The following is a 23,089-nucleotide window of genomic DNA, read 5'->3' on the forward strand; positions in this document are numbered from 1 at the left end:
GAAGACCTATTGGACACAGCATGCGCAGAATTTGGTGCCAAAGGTGCGGAAGGAAGCCATGCGTCGCGTCTACGAAATAGAAAAGGCCATTCACGCTCGCCAGTTGTCGCAAGAGCAGTAGTCAATGTCCTCCGCGTGCATGCGCTCTAACTATGTGTTCAAGCCGACCGCCGAGGAAGTTGCGCGTATCATCCAAGCTCCGTCGCGCGGCGGCGGCTTAACACGGCGTTAGGGCTCACGTGAGGTTTCTGCAACTGCTGTTGGTCGTTTCACTCGCATCTTGCGCAACCACTGTTGTGCCGGAGTCGTCGAGACTTTCAGGCCTACTGACTGTCCAAACCCACGTGCAGCATCCAAATGGCGGAGGCTCAATGCGTGAAGCACCAGTCATTGAACTGACCTCGCCCACTCTCTTTGATGGTGAAGAATTCGAGTCCGTCCAGCTAATTCTTGGCGAGCGTGAACTTGTCGAATGGAGCTCCCTTGCGGGCCGCACTGCGACAGTCCGCTGCTCTCCTTTGGAGCTGGGTACGTTGTGGGCACATCGGCACCTGCAATGTCAGCCTGTAAGCATCAGTCCTGAGCCCTAACTATGTGTTCAAGCCGACCGCCGAGGAAGTTGCTCGTATCATCCACACACCGTCGCGCGGCGGCGGCTTAACACGGCGTTAGGCTTCCTAGGGGATATCGCGGATGGCGGGAATCTTGCGCAAGTTGTTTGGTCATCGAGCGCCTCCGGTCGTGCCCAAGGCCGACGACCCGTGGGTTGTTGCGGACGGAGTAATTGGCGGCAAGCCGCACCTATTCCGTGTTCGCACGAACGCCATGCGACTTGTGCGGTCCACTGAGTACTCCGAGATGATTGCCATTTCGTGGGAATACGAGACCGACGCGAGTGGAATGCCCGGAGCTGAAGATCTCGGGAGAATGAAGGTTCTAGAAGACCGGCTCGAGAACTGTCTCGAGACGGAGGGCGTGTCGTTGCTCACGGTCGTCGTCACAGGCGACGGGGTTCGCGAGTGGCAGTGGTACACGCGAAGCGTCGAGGACATGATGCGTATCGCAAACGAGGGACTCCAGGGCGAGCAGCCATTTCCGGTTTCTTTTTCGCACGAGCACGATCCCGAATGGCGCGCGTTCAAGCGGTTCGCGCAGACGGAAGCCTAACTATGTGTTCAAGCCGACCGCCGAGGAAGTTGCGCGTATCATCCAAACACCGTCGCGCGGCGGCGGCTTAACACGGCGTTAGCCGCCAAGGAAAGTTCAATGGAATGCCTATTGCACGAGGGCTCGACCGCCGTTGGCGTTTGCCAGTTCTGTGGCCGCGGCGTATGTCGAGCGTGTCGACTCAAGTCCTCGCAAGTGGTGGTGTGCTCCGAAGAGTGTGAACGAGCATCCGCTCTCACCCGCAAGGGCATTGCGGGGATGGTTCAAAAATCACTCCGCGTCACCTTGGTCACGGCTTGGTTCTGCTGGTTCATTGGCGGTGTATTTCTGGCCTGTGGCGTTGTCGAGGCGTTCCATGGCAAGAATATGCTTGCTGCTTTTCTCGCCGTTAGCGGCGCCATCTTTGTCGCCGTAGGTTTTGCGTATGCCAAGTCGGTCAGGAGTGGCGGCTAACTATGTGTTCAAGCCGACCGCCGAGGAAGTTGCTCGTATCATCCACACACCGTCGCGCGGCGGCGGCTTAACACGGCGTTAGGCGCATCTTGTTAACCCGCCCATGTCCACATTGCGGTGAGACCTCTATTTCGGGCAGCGCTTTGGTCGCGGCGTCGATCGGAGTGCCGCGACGCTGCACACGCTGCGGTGGGAGTGTCACGACCTCCGGTGCTACCAAACTCTGCGTAATCGTTTTCGCTGGCATTGGCTTGTTCGGCGGCGTCGCGGAGAGCATCAAGTATCGCTCGATGCTCGGGTACCTCTTCGCCGTTGCGGTGTGGGGCACGGGGTGTGCGTTGGTATTTCGCTTCGCTCGGGCAGAGGTCGGTTCCAAGCCCGGCGCCAGTCGTGCTGCCTGGACGGTCGCTGCTGGCCTCGCATTGCTAGTGGCGCTAATTCTTTGGTGGCGAAACAACGTCGCGCCCGCGCCTAACTAAGTGTTCAAGCCGACCGCCGAGGAAGTTGCTCGTATCATCCACACACCGTCGCGCGGCGGCGGCTTAACACGGCGTTAGGTGCGCATGCAGCTTGTATCGCAAACCGAAGTGGAGCGCGTTCTCCGCAATTGGCAGGCTGGCGCACTGACTGAGGTTCAAGTGCACGAGTGGGCGGAGCTCCGCTATGCCGTCGATGCTTACGAACCCGAGTCCGCCGCTTGTAACGCCGTCCTCGCGGAGCTCGACTGCATGAACATGAATCTCCTCACCACCGCGGACATCCCGGTATTGCTCGAGGCTCTTCCGCTTAATTCGCCCGAGTTCGAAAACATTCTCTCTGGGCTCGACAATTCAGCCACCATCGAAAGTCGTAGGCGAGCGCTTCGCACGCACCCGTTCTATGCGCAATTCTGCGGCTAGTGCGCGCCTAACTATGTGTCTATGGACTCCTCCCCCACGTCAAGCTGATTGATCCTGCTCTGCTTCATCACGGTTGGATCGGTGCAAGCGTCTATCCGTCCTCGAAGTGGCGGGATCATCCGCCGGGACATCATGGGATCCGCGGGTGCGGGGCCTATCGTTCAAGCGACCTCGCGGGTCGACATAGTTATCGGCCTTGCCGCACCGCGGCCGAGCCGCTGGTGATGAGGTTGATGGGATCGATCCGTTGACGTGCCGCTCTGTGGTGAAAGGGTGTGCTGCGTTGACTGCGTGTATCGATCAGGCGTTGCTCATCGCGATCTCCTGATCGAAGCGCTTGGCGTAGTCGCCATCGAAACTGCGCGCGTGGCGCCAGGTCGCCCAGAGGATGCGCACGATCTTGTTGGCGAGACCGACCGCGGCCTTGTTGAAGCCGCGGCGCTCGGCGAGTGCGAGCGCCCAGGTGCGCAATCGATCGAGCGGCTTGCCTGCAGCCTGCGCGCGCTTCGCCGCGGCGAGCACCGCGCGCGCGCCTTGGATCAGCAGGGTGCGGCAGTACACACCGATCGCGCGCACCGCCTCGATCATCGCCAGGCAATCGGCCGCATCGGTTTTGCTTCGCCGCACATACGGGCGAACGTACTGCGCGGGAATCAGGATCACCTGATGACCAAGCGCCGTGAGCCACCGCCCGAAATGATGCGCCGAACCGCAGGCCTCCATCACCACCCGCACCGGCGCGCGGTTGTGCCAGAACGCGATGAACGCGGCGCGCGACAGCCGATGCGATTCGAGCACGTGGCCGCGCGCGTCGACAGCCAGCAGTTGGAAAATGGATTTCGCGAGATCGATGGCGATGGTGGCGACAGCGGGATTACACTTCACGACGGACTCCTCCGGCGGTGACTGATGCCTCAACACCTTCAGACTGGCACTTCGATGCCTGCGCCGCGTCGGGAGGAGTCCATCCCATCATTCAAGCCGACCGCCGAGGAAGTTCTTCTTTTCATCCACACACCGTCGCGCGGCGGCGGCTTAACACGGCGTTAGGCCTTGCAAGAGCATCGATCATCCATACAATGTACAGATGATCAAGTTTGACTGGGATCCGGCCAAAGCCGCCTCAAACCTCAGGAAGCATGGCGTCTCCTTCGAGGAAGCCCAGACCGTCTTCTACGACGAGCTCGCAGTCCAGTTCTATGATGAACCCCACTCGTCAGACGAGGAACGCTTTCTCATGCTTGGCATGAGTAGCGGCGCCTACCTTCTCTTGGTCTGCCACTGCGAGCGCGACCGTGGCGGCGTCATTCGCATCATTTCAGCGCGCAAAGCCACGAAGCACGAAAGCTCCTTCTACAGCCAGTGACCGCCATGAAAGCCGAATACGACCTGTCAAAGATGAAATCTCGCCGCAATCCTTATGCGGCCAAGCTCAAGAAGCCTGTCTCTATGCGCCTCTCGGAGGACGTAGTGGACTACTTCAAAGGCATGGCCAATGAAGCGGGAGTTCCCTATCAGAGCTTGATCAATCTGTACCTGCGAGATTGCGTCATGAAGCATCGCAAGGTTCAAATTGCATGGCCAAGCGGCAAGGCCTGACGATTCAACCGGACCCGCTACGGCAGGCCACCTTGGCCCGGTTGGCGGTACGCCGTACATTCTCGCCAACCGGGCCAAGGCGTCCTGCCTCCGCGCGCCGGTTACCTCAAACGTTGGGCGGCACCGTTTTCCCCCAGCCCGACCATCGCATTTCGAAAGGCACACTCGTCATGGCTACTGGTACTGTCCAGCTTCACCGCGTGCTGCGCGCACCGCCGGCGCGCGTCTATCGCGCTTTCCTCGACGCCGATGCAATGGCCAAGTGGCTGCCGCCGAACGGCTTCACCGGTAAGGTCCACCAGTTGGACGCCAAGGTCGGCGGTACCTACAGGATGTCTTTCACAAGTCTCGCAACGGGCGCCAGTCACTCCTTCGGCGGCGAGTACCTGGAGTTGGTCCCTGACGAGCGCATCCGCCATACGGACAGGTTCGATGACCCAAACTTGCCCGGCACGTTGGTGGTAACCGTGTCGCTGAAGAAGGTCTTCTGCGGAACCGAGCTGAACATCCTGCAAGAAGGCATCCCCGAGGTCATCCCCGTTGAGGCCTGCTATCTCGGCTGGCAAGAGTCCCTCGCGCTGCTGGCAATGCTCGTCGAGGCCGAGATCCCAAGCTAAAAAAGTGCCGCCCAACCCGTCGTTCAATCCGACCGCCGTGGAAGTTCCGCGTATCATCCACACGCCGTTGCGCGTCGACGACTGAGCACGGCGCCAGTCTGTTTGCGGAGGTCAAGGTGGCCATTTCCATTCTTTGGTTCTTGTTTGCCATTGGCGTCATCGCGTTTGCCCTTGCCTTCGCCCGGCCAAAGTCTGGGCGCGGTGGTTCAGCGCGCGGCACGGACGCATACGGATCGAGTAGCTGGACCGCCTCTTCCGACTCATCGACGCATGACTCGCGCTCGTCGTGCGACTCCGCCGGCGACTCGTCGAGTGGCGGCGATTGCGGGGGCGGCGATGGTGGCGGTGGTTCCGACTAGGCTGCGCCAGCACGTGCAAGCCGGGCCGAACCCTGCGCCTTTGGCTTCCTCCCTCGCTTCAGCCCGACCGCCGAGGAAGTTGCGCGTATCATTCGAGCACCGTCGCGCGGTGACGACTGAACACGGCGTTGAGACTCCATGAAGCACTTCCTCGCGATTTCCGGCTTGCTGCTTTGCCTGGCATTCGTTGCGTGTGCGCAACCGGAGCCGCGCGACGCCGCCTCCCCGACATTTGAGTGCGCCGACTCTCTGGATCGGGCTGACGGGCAACCTCGAACGAAGACGTATTGCCAGATGCGAACCGAGTACTGCTACGAAGCCACGGGTGGGCCAGCACTCAGCCATGGTGCGCAGTGTCGGCTTCTGCCGAAGGACAACCCGACGTGTGCGGGGATTGTGCTGCTGCCCGGCGGCTCCTGCAGTGGCGACGTCTCGACGGGAATTCGCGTGAGCTTTGCCTTTCCGTGAGATGCGCCCCGCGGGCATGAGGCAGCACCATTCGTCCATGGTGTCGCGACTCAGGCATGACGTGGGCGCGCGGAAGGTGCGGGGAAGTGGCGTGTGCGCGCGCGGGCGGCATCCGCGGGATCTGCTCAACGACAGGGAGATGACAGGCGATGGCGAACAGGAATGGCAAGGTCGCGCTGGTGACCGGTGCGAACAAGGGGCTGGGCAAGGAGATCGCGCGGCAGCTCGGCGCGCTCGGCTACACCGTGGTGCTGACCTCGCGCGACGAAGCGGCCGGGCGCGCTGCGGCGGCGGAACTGGTGGATGCCGGCAGCGACGCGCATAGCATCCAGCTCGACGTCACCAGCGCAGACGACATCGCCCGCGTCGCGCGCGAGATCGATGATCGTTTCGGCAAGCTCGACGTGCTGGTGAACAACGCCGGCATCGCGCTCGAGTGGGACGGACAGCCGACCAACGCCGACAAGGTCCGCCGCACCCTTGAGGTGAACCTGGTCGCGCCCTACGAGGTCAGCGAGGCGCTGCTGCCGCTGCTCGCGCGCAGCGACGATGCGCGCATCATCCACCACTCGTCGATGCTCGGCTCGATCGGCACCGCCGAGAGCAACTGGAAGCACATGGCGGGCTTCATGACCGTGGGCTACGCCACCTCGAAGGCCGGCCTCGACATGCTCACCCTGATCCAGTCGAAGACGCTGGCGGATCGCGGCATCGCGGTCGCGGCCGCGCACCCGGGCTGGGTCAAGACCGACCTCGGCAGCCAGGCGGCACCGATGGAAGTGGACGAGGGCGCAGCCACCGTGGTCGAACTCGTTACCATCGACCGCGCGCAGTTCCCGCACGGCCAGCTGGTGCACAAGGGCAAGCGCCTGCCGTGGTAGCCGCCTTCCCTGCTGGCGGCGATGAGCGAGCGCAGTCGACGCAACGACCTCGGCGCGAACGGAGGACACCTTGAGCTTTCTGGTGATCTGCACGGTGGCGCTGCTGGCTTCGGCGCTCACCTTCTTCTCGGGCTTTGGCCTCGGCACGCTGCTGTTGCCGGCGTTCGCCCTGTTCTTTCCGGTCGAGCAGGCGGTAGCGCTGACCGCGGTGGTGCACTTCCTCAATGGACTGTTCAAGCTCGCGCTGGTCTGGCGCCACGCCGACTGGCGCGTGGTGCTGCGCTTCGGCGTGCCGGCGATGCTCTGCGCACTGCTCGGCGCCAGCCTGCTGTTGTGGCTGGCGGACGTGGCACCGGCCTATCGCTACCTGGCCCTGGATCACGAGTGGACGGTGACACCGGTCAAGCTCGCGATCGGCGTGCTGCTGCTCGGCTTCGCGCTGCTGGAGTTGCTGCCGCAAGGACGCGCGCTCGCCTTCGCGCCGCGCTGGCTGCCGCTCGGCGGCGCACTCAGCGGCTTCTTCGGTGGTCTGTCGGGCATGCAGGGCGCACTGCGCTCGGCGTTCCTGGTGCGCGCCGGGCTGTCCAAGGAAGCCTTCATCGGCACCGGCGTGATGCTCGGCGTGCTGATCGACTGCTCGCGACTCGGCGTGTACGCCACGCAGATCCGCCGCCACGCCGGCGAGTTCGATCTGGCGCTGCTCGGCAGTGCGGTGCTGGCCGCGTTCCTCGGTGCCTATCTGGGCAACCGGCATCTGAAGAAGGCAACGCTGCCCGGCATCCAGCGCACCGTCGCGGTGCTGCTGGTGCTGGTCGCGCTTGGACTCATGGCGGGGTGGCTCTGATGCGAACCTGGCAAAAGGTGGTACTCGGGTTGCTGGCGGTGTTCGTGTTCGGCATCGCGCTGCTGGCCGGCGCCGGACTGCTGTTCGCCCGCTACCTGCGGCAGGAGATGGGCAGCGATGCCGAGCAGCACGTAACCGCCGGCCGCAACGAAGGTCGCGACCGCAGCGCGCGGCAATGCCTGGCCGACGCCGAAGCCCGCGATGCGTCGGGGCAGGCGTTCAAGGAGATCATGGCCAGCAGCCTGCGGCTCGCAGGCTGCCTGCGATCCAGCAAGACCGATGACGCCCTCTGCAACGAGGTGCCGTTCTCCGCCAATGCAGTCGAGCAAGCGGTCTGGAGCGCCGCGCGTTGCCGCGAGCGCCCGTCCGGCGACGTCGCCTGCAGCAGTCGCTGGCAGGTCGTCACCAGATACTGTCGCAGCACGCAATCGGCCCGCGACACTGCCGCACCCTGATCCGCGTCCACATCGCATCGGAGGTTTGACCATGATTGCTGCAACGCCCGAGCCGCCCTACTTCGTTGTGGTGTTCACTTCGCAGCGCACTCCCGGCGACCAGGGCTATGCGGACATGGGTGCGCGCATGTTCGAAATGGCGCAGGGCCAGCCCGGCTTCCTCGGCGCGGAAAGCGTGCGCAATGCCGAGGGCGCCGGCATCACCGTGTCGTACTGGCGCTCGGCGGAGGCGATCGCGGCGTGGAAGGCCGATGCCGAGCACCGCGTCGCGCAGGAACTCGGGCAGCAGCGCTGGTACTCGCACTACAGCGTGCGCATCGCACGCGTCGAGCGCGCCTACGACTGGCACGCCGCGCCGCTCGCGGCGGATTGAAGCGCACCTGGTCGCACACCGGAGCAACCGCATGTCCAAAGCCATCGTCACCACCGCCGTGCTCAGCGCCGCCATCACCGCCGCAGCGTTCCTGCTCAACCCGGCACCGGAGCAGCACCGCGCGCGCATCCGCGAGGCGGTCGCCGAACGTCGCCCGCTGGCCGGAGCCCTCGGTGTCGGCGCATTGACCGCGTTCGCCAGCGACTACCACTCGATCGGCATCGCCTCCTACACCGAGCTCGACGGCCGCAAGCTCAGCTTCGGCGCGTTCGGCTACGTGCACGTGTTCGAGCGCGAATCGCGCTGATGACAACGCACGTGCGCACGTCCGGGTTCCGGGCCTGATCGCCATGCCGCTGCGCCTGCGTGCCATTTGCGCCGACCTCACCACGCTCGCCCTCGATGCCATCGTCAACGCCGCGAACTCGTCGCTGCTCGGCGGTGGCGGCGTAGATGGTGCGATCCATCGCGCCGCCGGACCCGAGCTGTTGCGCGAGTGCCGCCTGCTCGGCGGCTGCCGTGTCGGCGATGCCAAGCTCACCCGCGGCCATCGCCTGCCGGCACGCCATGTCATCCACACCGTCGGTCCGGTGTGGCAGGACGGCCGCCACGGCGAACCCGAACTGCTCGCCTCCTGCTACCGCCGCTGCATCGAAGTCGCCGCTGCCGCCGGCCTCTCCTCGCTCGCCTTCCCCGGCATCAGCACCGGCGTCTACGGCTATCCGGTGGAACTCGCAGCCCCGATCGCAGTGGCAAGCGTGCGCGAGCATGCACCGCTGCATCCCGGACTCACCGACGTCGTGTTCTGCTGCTTCTCCGAATCCCATCTCGCGATCTACCGAAGGTTGCTCGATGGATGCGACACGGATTCCGGCGCGCGATAAATCGCGCGCCCGAGCCACGCAACCGGCGCTCACGCGCAGCGCTGCGAGACCAGCACGAACCAGCCGACGTAGCCGCAGACGCCAAGCAGTCCGCCGCCGCCGAGCGCGCCCAACCACAATTGCCGGCGCTGGTTCAGGCCGAACAGGATGGCGGCGACGATGACGCCAAGCGCCATCGCGAGCGGCGCACCGAACAGCAGCGTCTTGCTCAGCCCCGCGCCGATTTCGCCGCACGAGTCGGCGCCAAAGGCCATCGCCAGCAGACCGAAGAAGAAGACGCCGACGAGCAGACCAAGCAGCAGCAGTGCGCCGCCGATCGCGATCGACCAGCGCAATGCCGGATGCATCGGTGTTGCGGTCGGGCGCGTCATGGCCGTGCCTCCGGCGCGGCGTGACGCACGTGGTAGCGGAAATCGTGAGCGGGCACGCCGTCGAGCGGCTCGACCAGGAAGCGCACCTGCGGGCGCTCGGCGGCCCCGGCACTGCCGAGTCGACCGCGCAATCGCGCGCTGCGACCGGCATCGACGTCGGCATAGACCCAGGCCTGACGCGGCGGAAAACCGAAGCCGCGCACCGACACCGCGCCAAACCAAGGCGAAATGCGTGACCAGTAGTGGTCCGGCGGCTGCAACCAGATGCGCACGCGGCCGCGGCCGATGCTGGCTTCAACCTCAACCTCATGAACGCCGCGCGTGTTGCGCGTCATCAACTCGACCGGACGCAGCGCGGATACGGTTTCGCCGTACCCGCTCGCGTCCACTTCGCCGGAGCCGGCCCAACCTCTGCGTTCCTCGCGTCCGGACGCAGCGCCGGTGAATGCGTAGCTGCCCGGACCCTGCCACGACAGCCCGGGCGGATTCAGCACCGGCGTGTCGTCCAGATTCAGCGCCCAGTTGCCGCCGCGTTTCGGCAGCGCATCCGGCATCCGCGCGATGCGGCTCGCGGAGAGGTCGAGTCGGTCCAGGTCGAGCGCGAGCAGTGCGCTGAAGTCGGTCAGCGGTGTCGCCGACAAATCGAGCTCGCGCAAACGCGCCAGCGTGGCCAGCGCCGCCACATCGGCGACGCGCGTAGCGGCGAGCGCGAGTGCTTCGAGGCCTGCGGGCAATGCGTTCGCCGCGGGCGTCGGCAGCGGTTGCTGCGACAGGTTCAACTCGCGCAGCGCATCGAGCCCGGACAGCTGCGGCCATTGCGCGAGCTGGCCGTGGTCGAACCACAGCACGCGCAGCGCGGTGAACGCGCTAACATCCGGCGCCGCGGCATGCGGCCAGTCGGCCACGCGCAGTGCACGCACATGTCCGGCCTCGATCCACACCGCTCGCCGGTTCACTTCGGCTTCGAGCAGGCCGCGGTAGTAGCCGCCGAGCGAGTGCACCGCCCGCAGCTCGAAGCCGCCATCGTGCGCGATCTGCTCCAGGGCCTCGCGCTCCGCAGGCGCCAGCGTCGTCAGCGCGCTGACGATGTCCGGCGCCGGCTCGGCCAGCCCCGCCCACGTGAGCAGCCCGGCCAAGCCCAACAGCAGCAGCAGCGCCGCGCGTTTCATCCACTTCCACAGCCAGGCACCCATGTTGACCCCGTCCGATTTGCCCGTTCGAGTACTGCCACGCAAGATGGCGCGGATGCGGATCAGTCGGATCGGGGCGCGGGCGGCAAAATCTTTCAGAGCCTGGACGCGCTCAGCACGATATCGGCGTGCTGCCAGGCGGCGTCGAAGCGGCGTTGCACCTCGGCGGCTTCTGCGCCGCGCTGCTGCGCACGCAGGCTCTGCGCGAGGCCGAACAGCGACCAGCCGTTCTCGGGATTGCGCTGCAGTTCCTCGCGATAGGTCGCCTCGGCCGACTTGGCGTCGCCGGCGGCCAGCAGCATGGCGCCCAGTGTGTGCCGTGTCGGCGCATGCCAGCCCGGTGGCTCGTCGTAGGGAATGCCGTCCTCGATCACGACCGCTTCGCGCAGCGCCTCGATGCCGGCTTGGGTGTCGCCGTTCACCGTCGCCAGCTCGCCGCGCAAGGTGCGCTCGGCGATGCGTACCGCATGCGCAAGCGGATAACGATCCCAGACCGTGAGCTTGGCCAGTTCCGGGTCGGCCGCGAGTTTGGCCAGCGCAGCCAGGTGCTGCTCGGCCTGCTCGAGTTCGCGATCTCGCACCGCGGCCATGCCACGCGCGTAGTGCCAGATCGCGCTGACATAGGGCAGGTCCGGCGCCGGGTTCGGCGCATCGATGATTTCCTCCCAGCGCCCGAAGCGCACGCGTCGGAACCAGTCGGTCATCCAGTAGTGCTGCAAGCCGGCGAAGCCCGGTTGCCGCATTAAGTCGGGCAGATTCGTGCGCGCGGAGGTGGCCTCGGCCGCTGCCTTCGCAACCGCACGTGCGCCTTCCATGCTCGCCGCGAACCACAGGAAGTGATGATTGTGTGGCACGTAGCCGAGCGGATACAGGCCCTGCGCATTGCCACGGCAGACGTCCAGATAGGCGTCGTCGGCCTTCACCGCGACTTCGTTCGCGAGCACCGCGTCATGCCAGCGACCGACCCGCGCATAGATGTGCGCGGGCATGTGCACCAGATGGCCGGAGCCCGGGATCAAGGCGCGCAAGCGGTCGGCGGCAGCGACGCCGCGTTGCGGATCGGCCGAGGCCTCGACCGCATGCACATACAGATGCAATGCACCGGCGTGGTCGGGATGACGCGCCATCACGCCCTCGAGCACGAACACGATGTGCTCGGTGTGGCCCTTCGGTTTCAACTCGGCGTCGTAGTAGTCCCAGGGTTGCGTGTCCATCATCGCCTCGGCCCAGAAGGTCGCGGCGTCGGGATCACCCGGAAGTTCGCGCGCGAGCGCGCCGCTGGCTTCGGCATAGGCGGCGTCGAGCGCGCTGCGATCGTCACCGGGCCGCTCGACGTAGCGCGCCGACAGCGCCTTGATGAAACCCTGCTCGCGCGGTGTCGCCTTGGCGGAGAATTGCTGCGCCTTCTGCAGGCGTTGCCAGGCCTTGGCATTGTTGCCCGGGTCCATGCCCGAGTTCACGTGCGGCCCGAGCACCAGCGCCGCGCCCCACCAGCACATTGCGCATTCGGGATCGAGTTCCACCGCGCGCAGGAAGGAACGTTCGGCTGCGTCGTGATTGAAGCCGTAGGTGAGCATCAGGCCCTGGTTGAACCATCGCTGCACCGCTGGATGTTTGCTGGTGACCGCGAACTGGTAGTCGCCGAGGCCTTCGAGCAGCGTGGCTCCGATCTGGCTCACCGCAGCGGGCGGCGGCTCGGGCACCGCTGCCGGTGCCGGCGCGCGGCCACGCGAATAGAAGTAACCGGCGACGCCGGCAGCGATCACCGCGACCACGATGAGCATGCGCTTCATGACGTACCTCCGCGGCAATCCGGTGCGCGAGTTCTACTCCGCCGCGGCGTGCGCTGCAATCGGCACGGCGCTGCGCCACTCGATCCGTGCGCAGCGCCGCGATCAGGTCGAGGTCGGCGGTGTGAAGGCCTGCGGTTGCCACGCGCACCGCCCTGTTCTATGTTTTACAGCAGTAAAACCCTGAGGCCATGCCCATGAGTTGCAGCGCGACCCTTCGACAATCCGGTGGTTCGATCATTCTTTCGATTCCGAAATCGATCGCGAAGTCACTGGCGGTGGAGGCGGGTTCAGTCGTGGACCTGGTCGTCGAGGGCCGCCAACTGCGCGTTTCGGCGGCCAGGCGAACCTTGGCGCAACGCCTCGCTGAATCTCCGAAAACTCCGGCGAAGTGGGGCCGGGATGCGGACTGGCTCGCCGCGCCGGCGATTGGTCGGGAACAGCTGTGAGCCGCGGCCTGCCAGCGCGCGGCGACATCCTCGATCTCAGCCTCGACCCGACGCTCGGCCGCGAGATCCGCGGCACGCGGCCAGTGCTCGTGCTTTCGGCCGACAGCTTCAACGCCGCGTCCGGACTATTGCTGGTCGCCCCAATCACGCAGGGCGGCCAACTGACCCGCAGCACCGGCTTCAGCGTAACGCTGATGGGGGCTGGGACGCGCACGCAGGGCGTCATCTGCTGCGACCAGACGCGCACCATCGACTCGCGCGCCCGTCGCTTCCGGCGCATCGAGCGCGCGCCGGACGCAATCATCGACGAGGCCATTGATGCCGTGCGTTCGATCCTCGACTAGCGCACCGATCAATCCGTGCGCAGCGCCGCGATCGGGTCGAGGTCGGCGGCTTGGCGGGCGGGGTAGACGCCGAAGGCGAGTCCGGTGAGCGCGCAGATCAGGGTCGCGGCGAACACCGGGATCGGCGCCCAGCCCACCGCCCAGCCCGCGCCCCAGGCGATCAGGTAGGCCAGCGCGCCACCAAACACGAGTCCGAGCACGGCACCGACGCCGCAGATCAGCGCCGCTTCGCGCATGAACTGTTCGATCACGTCGCGCCGACGCGCACCGAGCGCGCGCAGCAGCCCGATCTCGCGTTTCCGTTCGAGCACGTTGGCGAGCATGATGTTCATGATGCCGATGCCGCCGACCAGCAGGCTGACGCCGGCGATCGCGGCCATCACGATCTGGAAGATGCGCTGCGTCGCCTGGTGCTGGCGGTACAACTGCGCCGGCACGATCAGCGCGTAGTCCTTCTGCCCGGCATGGCGCTGGTCGAGCAGAGCCGAGAGCACCTTGGAGCCATCGACGATGCCGACCGGGTCATCGAGCTGCACCAGGAACCGGTCGATCTCGTCCTCCATCGGCTGGAAGCGCAGGCGCGCCAGTGCCGAAGCCAGCGGCACGAACACGCGGTTGCTCTCGAGACCGAGCTGCACGCCCTCGAACTGGTCCTTGCTCAGATCGCGATCGACCAGCACGCCGATGACCTCGAACCAGGCGTGGTTGACCTTGACCAGCTCGCCGACCGCGTCGCGACCCGGGAACAGCGTCTTCGCCGCCTGGTGGCCGAGCACCGCCACCGCCGCCAGGCGCTCGTCGTCGGCCAGGTCGAACACGCGACCGCTGCCGACGGCGAGCGAGGACAGCTTGAAGTAGTCCGGCGTGACGCCGCTCGCCACCGCGTCCGAGTTCGCGTATTCGCTCAGCACCGAATGCGTCTTGATCGCCTTCTCGGCGGCGAATCCGCTGGCGCGCGGCACCACTTGCATCGCCGCCTCGGCGTCGGCTCGGGTCAGCCCGAGGCTGCGGGCACGCATCTCGCGCAGCGCCTCCTGGTCCGGCGGCGACTCGGTTTTCACGATCAGGTTGCGCAGACCCAGACCCTCGACCAGCTTCAGCGCTTCCTGGCGCGAGCCTTCGCCGACGCCCTGCATCGCCACGATCGAGCCGACGCCGAAAATCAGTCCCAACAGGGTCAGTAGCGTGCGCAGGCGGCGACGCCACAACTCCTCGACCGCCTCACGCCAGTGCGTGCCGAAGCGATGACCGATGCGATCGATCCAGACACTCATCCGACTCTCCGCATGCCGCCACCACGCCCGCCGCGGGCGCCATCGCTCGGCGCCGAAAAGCGCTTCGCGTCCGGATTCGCCGCATTCGCGGCCGGTGTCAGCACCACCGCGTCGCCGGCCTTCAGTCCCTTCAGCACCTCGCTGCGCGCGGTGCCGCGCGCACCGAGCTCGACTTCGCGCTTCGCCAGCTTGCCGCCTTCGCGCACTTCGACGTAGGTCTTGCCGCCCTCGGCAATCAGCGCCACGTTCGGCACCGACAGGCCTTCGCCGGCTTCTCCGGTGAACACATCCGCGGCCATGCCCTGCCCCGGCACCAACTGGAACTTGGCCACCGCCGCAGCCGGCACGGCGGCTTTCATCAACACGTACTTGACCGGGTTCTGGCGACTGCGCGACTGCGCGGCGCCGGCAACCCAGCTGACTTCGCTGACGAACTCCTGCTCGGGCCGGCCGAGCGCGTGCATCTTCACGCGCGCGCCGACCTTCACGCCCTGGGCATCGAGTTGGGTGAGCGCGAACTGCACCTCCAGCGACGACAGTTCCGGCAGTGCCCCGAACTCCTGGCCGGCCCACATGCTGGCGCCGACCTTGGGCTTCTCGCCGCCCCAGTCGGTGCTGAGCACGAACACGCCATCGTGCGGCGCGTACAGCTCGAGCGCGGCCACGTCCTCGCGCCGGCGCTGCGCATTGAGCCCATAGGTGGCGCGCTGCGAATCGAGCACCGCCAGCTCGGCCCCGCCACGCACGCCGGTCTGCTGCTTCTGCCATTCCAGGGTCTGGTGCTTGAAGCCGAGGAAGGCGGCGTCCTGCACCGCGTCGAGAATCTCGTTGCGCGCGAACATGCCGAGTTCGGCGCCGGCGTAGCGCTCGGCGATGCCGAGATCGACATCGACCTTGGCGATTTCGGCACCGACCTTGTCCTGCGCGGTCGCGAGTTCGAGCTCCTTGCCGATGCGCGCGAGCACGTTGCGGCGCAGATCGAGCTCGGCCTTGGTCAATTCGAGTTCGCCCTGCGGCGCAATGAAGCGCGCGACCAGATCGCCCTTCTTCACCTGCGAACCTTCGGCGACCATCCACTCCAGTTGCCGCTGCGACCAGCCCTGGCCCGGCACCGCCAGTGGCGTCGCCTTGGCCGAGCGGACTTCGCCCGCCGCCGAAACCCGCAATGCCACCGCGCCTTGCTTCAGCACTTCCACCGGCGCAACCAGGCCGGCGTCATCGCCGCAGGCCGCCAGCGCCAGCAGGGAGATCAGGCAGATGCGCCTCATGAGCGTTGCTCCCCGACCCGGATCACCACCCGAACCGGCTGCCCCGGCTTCAAGGCCTGCCCCTTGGGATCGAAACTGACCACGGCATCGACCACCGGCACCAGCTGCGCGCGCGACTTGCTGCGTACCGCGCGGCCGACCTCGGTGACCGTGCCCTCGATCGCCTGGCCAGCGCCGCCCTCGACCGTGACCCGCGCCTTCATCCCTACGGCCACGTGGCGAATCTCGGTTTCCGGAATCGCGACGCGCGCGATCAGGGTCGAGACGTCCGGAATCTGCGCCACCGACTGGCCGCGAAACACCTGCGAGCCAACATCGAACTTCTCGCCCTGGAAATTGCTCTGGTGCAGGATGATGCCGTCGCGCGGCGCCTGCACGTTGAGCTCGGCCATCGCCTTCTGCGAGCGCGCCACTTCGTCGCGCAACTGTGCTAGCTCGGATTCGACCAGGCGCCACTCCTGCTTGCGCTGCTCGGCCGCGGCCGCCTCGCGACGCGTCGCAAGTGCAAACTGGCGCTCGGCCTGGTCGCGCTCGATCACCAGCTTCTGATAGTCGACGCGACGCACGATGTCGGCCGGCTGGTCGGCCTTGCGCGTCGCCTTCTCGGCGTTCGCCTTGGCTTGCGCAGTGGCCAGTGCTTCGGTGCGTTCGCGCTCCTCCAGTTCCAGGCGCAGGCGTTCGCGCTGGGTTTCCTTTTCCTTGAGCGCGCTCTGCTTGCCGCTCAGCGTGCGCAGCACCTCGGAGCTGTCGAAGGCGGCGGCGACCTCGCCCTTCTTGACCGGCGTGCCATCGGGAGCGAGCTGGGTCAGTGTCAGTTGCCACAGATCGTCGATTTCGGGAGGCGAGATCGAAGCGCTCTCGCGCGCGGCGATCTCGCCATCGAAGCTCAGTTCCGCGGCCGCCAGCGACATCGCCGACAGCAGCAGGATCAGGCACGAGAGTCGTTTCATCGGCGCTCTCCGGTGGCGGCAACCGCGCTCGTCGCGATCGGTTCGACGCGCACGCTGGAGGCCGGCAGCAGCTCAAGCCCGGCCGAATCCGCGAGTGGAATGGTGACGGTGAAATAACGCCCCGCGCCCATCTCGGCCTTGGCCGCAGGCGCGCCCGAGATCGACTCGATGGCTGCTTCCAGCTTCAGGTCGGGGCGCGCGTCGAAGCGCAGCCGCACTCGCTGGCCGACACTGAGGGCGCTGCGGTCGGCTTCCAGCGCATAGGCGCGCACGGTCATCGGTCCGCGATCGACGATGTCGCCGATCTTCATCCCCGGCCAGGCCGAGGAGCCCTCGTCGAGACGGTCGCCGCGCCACGGGTTGAAGCCGTGCACGACGATGCCATCGACCTCGGCCTTCACTTCCGCCAGCGCCACCTGCGCCTGGTGATAGAGCAGGTCCTGGCGCAACTTGTCGATCTCCAGGCGCGCGTCCTCGCGGCGACGCTTGACCGCGGCGATGGCTGCGTCGCGCTCCTTGCGACGCAATTCCAAGTCACGACCGGTGCGCACCAGCTCGCCCTGGTAGCGGTCGTAGTCGAGCGCGGACAAGTGCTGCTTCGGGATCGCAGCATCGACCTTGGCCTTGCGGTTCAATGCGTCGGCATCGACGAAGGCGCGTTCGGCATCGATCGCAGTCACATCGAGTGTCGCCACTTCCTGCGCGACGCGCGCTTCGGTCTGATCGATTTGGCCGGTGAGCGTCTGGATCTGCGCCGCGCTGCCGCCGGCATCGATGCGCACCACAACGTCGCCGCGCTTCACCGGCGTGCCCTCGCGCACGTAGTAACGCAGCACCACCGGCGACGAATTCGACGGCGGGCAATACACCGGCTGCGCGTTCAGCGCGACCACTTCGCCGCTGAGGATCACGCGGGGGTTTGCGGCGCTCACGAGGCTCGCGCACGTCAACAACAGCGCGAATGTGGGTCCGAATTTCATTCGGACGCTTTCCGGCAAAGAGCGTCCGAATGAAATTCGGACCCACGAAAGCAATGCACTGCCAGCATGAGGATCAACGCTTGTCATCGGATTCCACCAGGCCGTCGCGCAGGCGCACATGGCGCGGCACGCGCGCGGCGATGTCGTGATCGTGGGTGACCAGCACGATGGTCTGGCCGTGCGTGTGCAATTCCTCGATCAGCCCGAGCACATCATTCGCGGACCTGGAATCGAGATTGCCGGTGGGCTCGTCGGCGAGCAGCAGGGCCGGGCTCAGGATCAGCGAGCGCGCGATCGCGGCGCGCTGCATCTGGCCGCCGGACAGCTGGGTCGGGCGATGATCCATGCGATCGGCGAGGCCGACGCGCGCCAGCAGTTCGCGCGCGCGAGCGCTCACGTCCGGCTTCGGCTCGCGCGTGAAGCGCAGCGGCAGCAGCACGTTTTCGAGCACGGTCAGGCGTGGCAGCAGGTGGAAGCTCTGGAAGATGAATCCGATCTTGCGATTGCGCAGCGTACTGATGGCCTCGTCGTCGAGCCGCGACACTTCCTCGCCGTCGAGCACATACGAGCCGCTGTCGGGCTTGTCCAGGCAACCCAGCACATTGAGCAGGGTCGACTTGCCGGACCCGGAAGGCCCGGTGATGGCGACGAATTCGCCGGCATCGACCTGCAGCGACACGCCGTCGAGCGCGCGCACCTCGGCGCCGTGCATGTCGTAGGTTCTGCGAATGTTCTCGAGCTGGATCACCGGAACTTCCCTGTAGCGAGGCGCTTCAGACCATGGGGGCGCCCAAGGGTTCCGCAAGTCGTGCATCGCCAGAAGCGCCACAGGTCATGCGACCGGATGGAGCGCTCGTGCATCGGGGCGGGGTATCGAGTGGGATCGACCGTGGGTTTGGCTGTGGGTTTGGCTTCAGCCAAACGCCTTTCCTGCATGTCGGCAAAGCGTCTGGCTGAAGCCAGACCCACATCCCCGACCGGGATCAATCGATGGTCGGCAGCACCGACACCACCTCTTTGACCGTGGTCAGGCCGCGCCCGATCAGTTCGGCGCCGGCCAGGCGCAGTGGCCGCATGCCTTCATGCAGGCAAGTTTCGCCGAACGCCGGCAGGTCGAGGTCGGCGCGGATCTCGCGGCGCAGCTTCGGTGACAGCGTCAGCATTTCGTACACCGCGGTGCGGCCGTAGTAGCCGGTATGGCGGCAGTCGTCGCAGCCCTTGGCGGCACGCGCATGTTCGGGCAGCGCCAATTCGAAACCGCGCGTCAGTGCCTGCCAGGCTCCCGGATCGACCGCAACCGGCTGCTTGCAGCGCGGGCACAGCGTGCGTGCGAGGCGCTGCGCGACGATGCCGTTCACCGAACTCTGGATCAGATAATGCGGCACGCCCAGATCCAGCAATCGCGTGACCGCGCTTGGCGCATCGTTGGTGTGCAGGGTACTCAGCACCAGGTGCCCGGTCAGCGCCGCCTGCACCGCCATCTCGGCCGTCTCAAGATCGCGGATTTCACCGACCATGATGATGTCCGGGTCCTGGCGCAGCAAGGTGCGCACGCCAGCGGCGAACGTCAGGTCGATCGACGGCTGCACCTGCATCTGGTTGAACGCCGGCGCAATCATCTCGATCGGGTCTTCGATCGTGCAAACGTTCAGCTCCGGCGTCGCCAGATGCTTCAGCGTCGAATACAGGGTCGTGGTCTTGCCGGAACCGGTGGGGCCGGTGACCAGCACGATGCCGTGCGGTCGCTCGATCATTTCGCGCCACTGCGCTTCGTCGCGCGCATTGAAGCCGAGCTCGGAAAAATTCTTGAGCACCACATCCGGGTCGAAGATGCGCATCACCACTTTCTCGCCGAAGGCGGTCGGCATGGTCGAGATGCGCATCTCGACCTCGCGCCCGCCGGGCGAGCGCGTCTTGATGCGCCCATCCTGCGGACGCCGGCGCTCGGCGATGTCCATGCGCCCGAGAATCTTGATGCGCGACACCACCGCCGCCATCACCGGCGTAGGCAACTCGTAGACCTTGTGCAGCACCCCGTCGACACGGAAACGCGCCGGACTCATCTCGCGCCGCGGCTCCAGATGAATGTCGCTGGCACGCTGCTCGTAGGCGTACTGCAGCAGCCAGTCCACGATCTTGACCACATGCGAGTCCTCGGCGCCGAGATCGCCGGACTTGCCGAGCTCGACCAGCATCTCGAAGTTGGGGACGCCGCGCTGGTCGCCGGCATCATTGCCGTCCTTGGCTTTGCGCACGTTGCGCGAGATGCCGGCAAACTCCATCAGGAAACGGTTGACGTCGAGCGGGTTCGCGACCACGCGCGTGACCTTGCGCCGCAGCAGGCGTTCAAGGTCAGGCAGCCAGCGGGTGTCGAACGGCTCGCTGGTGGCGATGGTCAGGGCATCGGCGCTGACGCTGACCGGCAGGATGCGGTAGCGCGTCGCGTAGCTCGGTGCCACCACTTCGCCGACGCGGGCGATGTCGATCTTGGTCGGATCAATGCGCAAGTACGCCAACCCGGCCTTGTGCGCCAGCCACTGCGTCAGTGTTTCCAGAGTCAAATGGCGGCTGGGTTCTCGCGGATCGGGCAGCTTGGCGTTCGCGATCAGCACCAGCGGATGCACCTCGCCGCGACCGAGGCTCTTTCCAGTGCGAATCGATTTCGCGGCCTCGGCGGTGACGAGCTTCTCCACGATCATCGCCGCCAGCACCTCGTCGAGTTCGACGCGCTTGCCCTCGGAGAACTTGCTGGTCGTGAACGCCGCTCTCCCCTCCAGCGGAACCACCTTGTGCGTGTCGTGCTTGCTCATTGCCGCCAGTCCTTCGCGCATCGCGTCAAGTCATTGTGGCGGCTGCAGCGTCTCGACGCGAGTGCGGCCAACCAGGCTCCAGGCGAAACCGCCGCTGGTTGCTGCATGCCACCCGCGCCAGTAGCATCCTTACCAAGTAATACCAGGGTGGCACACAATGGCAGCGTTCTCGATCACCAGCAAGGGGCAAGTCACCATCCCGAAGGCCGTGCGCCAGCAGCTCGGTCTGCGCGCGGGCAGCCAGGTACGCTTCCGCGTCGTCGGCGATCGCGCCGAAATGGAACGGGTCGGCGCATCGTCAACGGTCGTCACGTCGAGCGCAGCGGGCATGCTGCGGCACAAGGGAGCGGCCTGCCCTGCGGATTTCGATGTCGCCAGCCTGATGAGCTCCGGACCGGGCCGACGCGGCCGCTCGCGATGAACGCCACGATCGGCCTCGATACCAACATCCTGGCGCGCTATCTGGTGGCTCCGGGCGAAGACCCCTCGGAACGGCAGCAGTTTGCGCAAGCGCAGTCTCTGATTGACTCCGGGCAGCCGTTGATGGTGTGCAAGACGGTATTGCTCGAACTTGAATGGGTGTTGCGCGGCTTCTATCGATATTCGCGCGCCGATATCGGACGCGCCCTCGGTTGGCTGACCGAACAAGCGCATATCGAGCTGGAAGATCGCTCTGCCGTCGAACAGGCTTTGGCCAACTACACCGCGGGATTCGATTTCGCGGATGCGCTGCATCACGCCAGTTATGCCGGCTGCAACCGGGTTGCCAGCTTCGATGATCGCGGCTTCGTGCGTCGCGGTGAGCGCCTGAAGCTGCAGCCGCCGGTACGGCTGCCTGGTACGCGCCGCAGTCGCTGAAGCCGGGCCAAGCCCGCGCCGCCGCTATACTACGGCGCTTTTCGACCCAGACCGGAATCCACATGACAGGCCCGACTTTCCAGGACGTGATCCAGACGCTGAACCGCTATTGGGCGGAGCAGGGTTGCGTGCTGATCCAGCCGCTCGACATCGAAGTCGGTGCCGGCACCTTCCATCCCGCGACCTTCCTGCGCGCGCTCGGCCCGGAGCCGTGGCGCGCCGCCTATGTGCAGCCCTCGCGGCGTCCGACCGATGGTCGCTACGGCGAGAACCCGAACCGCCTGCAGCACTACTACCAGTACCAAGTGGTGCTGAAGCCGAACCCGGCGAACATCCTCGATCTCTACATCGGTTCGCTGAAGGCACTCGGCATCGACCCGCTGACGCATGACCTGCGCTTCGTCGAGGACAACTGGGAGAGCCCGACACTTGGCGCCTGGGGCCTCGGTTGGGAAGTGTGGTTGAACGGCATGGAGGTCACCCAGTTCACCTATTTCCAGCAGGCCGGCGGCCTCGACTGCAAGCCGGTCACCGGCGAAATCACCTACGGCCTCGAGCGCCTCGCGATGTACCTGCAGAACGTCGACAACGTCTACGACCTCGTGTGGGTGCAGGGCCCGCAGGGCACCGTCACCTATGGCGACGTCTATCACCAGAACGAAGTCGAACAGAGCACGTACAACTTCGAACATGCGAACGTCGATGCGCTGTTTGCCTGGTTCGACACCTGCGAAGGCGAGGCATTGAAGCTCGTGGAGAAGGGCCTGCCGCTGCCGGCCTACGAACAGGTGTGCAAGGCCAGCCACAGTTTCAACCTGCTCGACGCGCGCCGCGCGATCAGCGTGACCGAACGCCAGCGCTTCATCCTGCGCGTGCGCACCATCGCCAAGGCGGTCGCCGAGTGCTACCACGCGCAACGCGAGAAGCTCGGGTTTCCGGGCCTGAAGCAGAAGGCGGCCTGATGAATCCGAACCACGACCACGACTGGTCTTGTGTGGATCGCATGGCTGATCCACAATGCCCGCCGTGGCCCGCTCGGGTCACTGATAGAGAAAAGACCGGCCCGCTCGTCCCTGATCCAAGCCTGCGCTCGCGCAGCACGACCGGGCCCGGTCAACCTCTATGAGCTCCCCGACCCCTCGTTACGCCGTGTTGATCGATGGCGGCTTCGTGATCAAGAAGTGGCAGGGGCGATTCAAGCGCTTCCCGACCGCTGCCGAAGTCTCCGCGGTTGCCAGCCTGTCCGCATCAAACGTTTCGAGCAGCAAGGAGTTGCTGCGCAATTATTTCTATCACGCGACTCCTGCTTCCGGCGTACTCAAGAATCCGATCAGCAAGGCCGAGGTCCAGCTCTCGGGCTCGCCCGTGGCGCGCCAGCACGAGCACCTGCTCCGCACTCTGGAGCATCTCGGCAACTTTGCAGTTCGCCTGGGTGAGTCGACTTCGATCGGGTGGCGCATCGGCGATCGCGCGCTCAAGAATCTACTGGAATCGCCGCGTGCGATCACAGCACAAGACCTGGTTCCGGACATCAAGCAGAAAGGCGTGGACTTGCGCATCGGCATCGACATGTCGCGCCTTGCGCTGACGAAGTCCGTGGACACCATCGTCGTCGTGACCGGAGACAGCGACCTGGTGCCGGCATTCAAGTTCGTGCGGCGCGAAGGACTACGCTTGCTGCTGGCAACGCTCGGCCATCATGTGCGGCGCGACTTGATCACCCATGTCGACCAAACGGACGACACTTCCATCGACTGCTTGGTCCAGCCCACGACCAATGCCCCTTCAGTGACGAGCACTCCATGA

Annotated in this window: 29 protein-coding genes; 19 read left to right on the forward strand and 10 right to left on the reverse strand. The window is 65.8% G+C overall.

Annotated elements, in window-relative coordinates; translation table 11 throughout:
* Positions 1-705 precede the first annotated feature (705 nt).
* Both IPG63_03795 and IPG63_03800 read left to right on the forward strand, forming a co-directional pair.
* Positions 706-1,167 carry a DUF695 domain-containing protein gene (locus IPG63_03795; protein ID MBK6726373.1) on the forward strand — a complete coding sequence of 154 codons (462 nt, stop codon included), beginning with the start codon at positions 706-708 and terminating at the stop codon, positions 1,165-1,167.
* Between the two features lie 1,016 nt (positions 1,168-2,183).
* On the forward strand, positions 2,184-2,519 hold the full coding sequence (locus IPG63_03800) for a hypothetical protein (protein ID MBK6726374.1): 336 nt from the start codon (positions 2,184-2,186) through the stop codon (positions 2,517-2,519).
* Between the two features lie 300 nt (positions 2,520-2,819).
* Here the strand turns inward: IPG63_03800 and IPG63_03805 are convergent, their stop codons facing one another.
* Complete coding sequence (locus IPG63_03805; GenBank protein MBK6726375.1) at positions 2,820-3,404, reverse strand: hypothetical protein; 585 nt, start codon at positions 3,402-3,404, stop codon at positions 2,820-2,822.
* A gap of 202 nt (positions 3,405-3,606) precedes the next feature.
* On the opposite strand from IPG63_03805, the gene IPG63_03810 reads away from it, so the two are divergent.
* The 10 genes from IPG63_03810 (at position 3,607) to IPG63_03855 (ending at position 8,999) form a co-directional block, all read left to right on the forward strand.
* Positions 3,607-3,885, forward strand: a complete 279-nt coding sequence (locus IPG63_03810) for a BrnT family toxin (protein MBK6726376.1) — start codon at positions 3,607-3,609, stop codon at positions 3,883-3,885.
* Between the two features lie 5 nt (positions 3,886-3,890).
* On the forward strand, positions 3,891-4,118 hold the full coding sequence (locus IPG63_03815; GenBank protein MBK6726377.1) for a BrnA antitoxin family protein: 228 nt from the start codon (positions 3,891-3,893) through the stop codon (positions 4,116-4,118).
* A 170-nt stretch (positions 4,119-4,288) separates the two neighbouring features.
* Positions 4,289-4,735 carry an SRPBCC family protein gene (locus IPG63_03820; GenBank protein ID MBK6726378.1) on the forward strand — a complete coding sequence of 149 codons (447 nt, stop codon included), beginning with the start codon at positions 4,289-4,291 and terminating at the stop codon, positions 4,733-4,735.
* A gap of 497 nt (positions 4,736-5,232) precedes the next feature.
* Entirely contained in the window at positions 5,233-5,562 is a 330-nt protein-coding gene (locus IPG63_03825; protein ID MBK6726379.1) for a hypothetical protein, read from the forward strand.
* A 149-nt stretch (positions 5,563-5,711) separates the two neighbouring features.
* Positions 5,712-6,443, forward strand: a complete 732-nt coding sequence (locus tag IPG63_03830) for an SDR family oxidoreductase (protein ID MBK6726380.1) — start codon at positions 5,712-5,714, stop codon at positions 6,441-6,443.
* Between the two features lie 70 nt (positions 6,444-6,513).
* Positions 6,514-7,287: a sulfite exporter TauE/SafE family protein gene (locus tag IPG63_03835; protein MBK6726381.1), complete on the forward strand. Its 774-nt coding sequence runs from the start codon at positions 6,514-6,516 to the stop codon at positions 7,285-7,287.
* Positions 7,287-7,742 carry a hypothetical protein gene (locus IPG63_03840; protein MBK6726382.1) on the forward strand — a complete coding sequence of 152 codons (456 nt, stop codon included), beginning with the start codon at positions 7,287-7,289 and terminating at the stop codon, positions 7,740-7,742. Before IPG63_03835 ends, IPG63_03840 begins: the two co-directional genes overlap by 1 nt.
* A gap of 31 nt (positions 7,743-7,773) precedes the next feature.
* On the forward strand, positions 7,774-8,115 hold the full coding sequence (locus IPG63_03845; protein MBK6726383.1) for an antibiotic biosynthesis monooxygenase: 342 nt from the start codon (positions 7,774-7,776) through the stop codon (positions 8,113-8,115).
* 31 nt (positions 8,116-8,146) lie between these two features.
* A complete protein-coding gene (locus IPG63_03850; protein MBK6726384.1) occupies positions 8,147-8,422 on the forward strand; it encodes a hypothetical protein in 276 nt (91 codons plus the stop codon).
* A gap of 43 nt (positions 8,423-8,465) precedes the next feature.
* Entirely contained in the window at positions 8,466-8,999 is a 534-nt protein-coding gene (locus IPG63_03855) for an O-acetyl-ADP-ribose deacetylase (protein MBK6726385.1), read from the forward strand.
* Positions 9,000-9,028: 29 nt separating this feature from the next.
* Here IPG63_03855 and IPG63_03860 read toward each other — a convergent pair whose 3' ends face one another.
* The 3 genes from IPG63_03860 to IPG63_03870 all read right to left on the reverse strand — a co-directional run bounded on the left by IPG63_03860 (position 9,029) and on the right by IPG63_03870 (position 12,353).
* Complete coding sequence (locus tag IPG63_03860; protein MBK6726386.1) at positions 9,029-9,370, reverse strand: hypothetical protein; 342 nt, start codon at positions 9,368-9,370, stop codon at positions 9,029-9,031.
* Positions 9,367-10,563, reverse strand: coding sequence for a hypothetical protein (locus IPG63_03865; GenBank protein MBK6726387.1), 1,197 nt, complete (start codon positions 10,561-10,563; stop codon positions 9,367-9,369). The genes IPG63_03860 and IPG63_03865 overlap by 4 nt, the downstream gene beginning before the upstream one ends.
* Positions 10,564-10,655: 92 nt before the next feature.
* Entirely contained in the window at positions 10,656-12,353 is a 1,698-nt protein-coding gene (locus IPG63_03870) for a hypothetical protein (protein ID MBK6726388.1), read from the reverse strand.
* On the opposite strand from IPG63_03870, the gene IPG63_03875 reads away from it, so the two are divergent.
* From IPG63_03875 to IPG63_03885, 3 genes are read left to right on the forward strand one after another with little or no spacing between them, the layout of a single operon-like run.
* Positions 12,352-12,537, forward strand: a complete 186-nt coding sequence (locus tag IPG63_03875; protein MBK6726389.1) for a hypothetical protein — start codon at positions 12,352-12,354, stop codon at positions 12,535-12,537. The two genes, IPG63_03870 and IPG63_03875, sit on opposite strands and share 2 nt — an antisense overlap.
* 10 nt (positions 12,538-12,547) lie before the next feature.
* Positions 12,548-12,799 carry an AbrB/MazE/SpoVT family DNA-binding domain-containing protein gene (locus IPG63_03880; protein MBK6726390.1) on the forward strand — a complete coding sequence of 84 codons (252 nt, stop codon included), beginning with the start codon at positions 12,548-12,550 and terminating at the stop codon, positions 12,797-12,799.
* On the forward strand, positions 12,796-13,143 hold the full coding sequence (locus IPG63_03885) for a type II toxin-antitoxin system PemK/MazF family toxin (protein ID MBK6726391.1): 348 nt from the start codon (positions 12,796-12,798) through the stop codon (positions 13,141-13,143). Before IPG63_03880 ends, IPG63_03885 begins: the two co-directional genes overlap by 4 nt.
* An 8-nt stretch (positions 13,144-13,151) precedes the next feature.
* Here the strand turns inward: IPG63_03885 and IPG63_03890 are convergent, their stop codons facing one another.
* From IPG63_03890 to IPG63_03915, 6 genes are all read right to left on the reverse strand, one after another.
* Complete coding sequence (locus tag IPG63_03890; GenBank protein MBK6726392.1) at positions 13,152-14,417, reverse strand: ABC transporter permease; 1,266 nt, start codon at positions 14,415-14,417, stop codon at positions 13,152-13,154.
* Positions 14,414-15,685 (reverse strand): hypothetical protein, encoded by a 1,272-nt coding sequence (locus IPG63_03895; protein ID MBK6726393.1) that lies wholly within the window; start codon positions 15,683-15,685, stop codon positions 14,414-14,416. Before IPG63_03895 ends, IPG63_03890 begins: the two co-directional genes overlap by 4 nt.
* On the reverse strand, positions 15,682-16,635 hold the full coding sequence (locus tag IPG63_03900; protein ID MBK6726394.1) for an HlyD family efflux transporter periplasmic adaptor subunit: 954 nt from the start codon (positions 16,633-16,635) through the stop codon (positions 15,682-15,684). The genes IPG63_03895 and IPG63_03900 overlap by 4 nt, the downstream gene beginning before the upstream one ends.
* Positions 16,632-17,615 (reverse strand): HlyD family efflux transporter periplasmic adaptor subunit, encoded by a 984-nt coding sequence (locus IPG63_03905; GenBank protein ID MBK6726395.1) that lies wholly within the window; start codon positions 17,613-17,615, stop codon positions 16,632-16,634. The genes IPG63_03900 and IPG63_03905 overlap by 4 nt, the downstream gene beginning before the upstream one ends.
* Positions 17,616-17,688: 73 nt before the next feature.
* A complete protein-coding gene (locus tag IPG63_03910; GenBank protein ID MBK6726396.1) occupies positions 17,689-18,429 on the reverse strand; it encodes an ABC transporter ATP-binding protein in 741 nt (246 codons plus the stop codon).
* Between the two features lie 169 nt (positions 18,430-18,598).
* Entirely contained in the window at positions 18,599-20,425 is a 1,827-nt protein-coding gene (locus IPG63_03915; protein ID MBK6726397.1) for a type II/IV secretion system protein, read from the reverse strand.
* A 157-nt stretch (positions 20,426-20,582) separates the two neighbouring features.
* Here IPG63_03915 and IPG63_03920 point away from each other — a divergent pair, with 157 nt between their 5' ends.
* The 4 genes from IPG63_03920 to IPG63_03935 all read left to right on the forward strand — a co-directional run bounded on the left by IPG63_03920 (position 20,583) and on the right by IPG63_03935 (position 23,089).
* The gene (locus IPG63_03920; protein ID MBK6726398.1) at positions 20,583-20,846 is read left to right on the forward strand and encodes an AbrB/MazE/SpoVT family DNA-binding domain-containing protein; all 264 of its coding nucleotides are present in this window, start codon (positions 20,583-20,585) and stop codon (positions 20,844-20,846) included.
* A gap of 122 nt (positions 20,847-20,968) precedes the next feature.
* Complete coding sequence (locus IPG63_03925) at positions 20,969-21,283, forward strand: type II toxin-antitoxin system VapC family toxin (GenBank protein MBK6726399.1); 315 nt, start codon at positions 20,969-20,971, stop codon at positions 21,281-21,283.
* 62 nt (positions 21,284-21,345) lie between these two features.
* Positions 21,346-22,245, forward strand: a complete 900-nt coding sequence (glyQ, locus tag IPG63_03930; protein MBK6726400.1) for a glycine--tRNA ligase subunit alpha — start codon at positions 21,346-21,348, stop codon at positions 22,243-22,245.
* Positions 22,246-22,405: 160 nt separating this feature from the next.
* Positions 22,406-23,089: an NYN domain-containing protein gene (locus IPG63_03935; protein MBK6726401.1), complete on the forward strand. Its 684-nt coding sequence runs from the start codon at positions 22,406-22,408 to the stop codon at positions 23,087-23,089.

This window comes from Lysobacterales bacterium, from assembly GCA_016703225.1.
Lineage (GTDB): Bacteria > Pseudomonadota > Gammaproteobacteria > Xanthomonadales > Ahniellaceae > JADKHK01.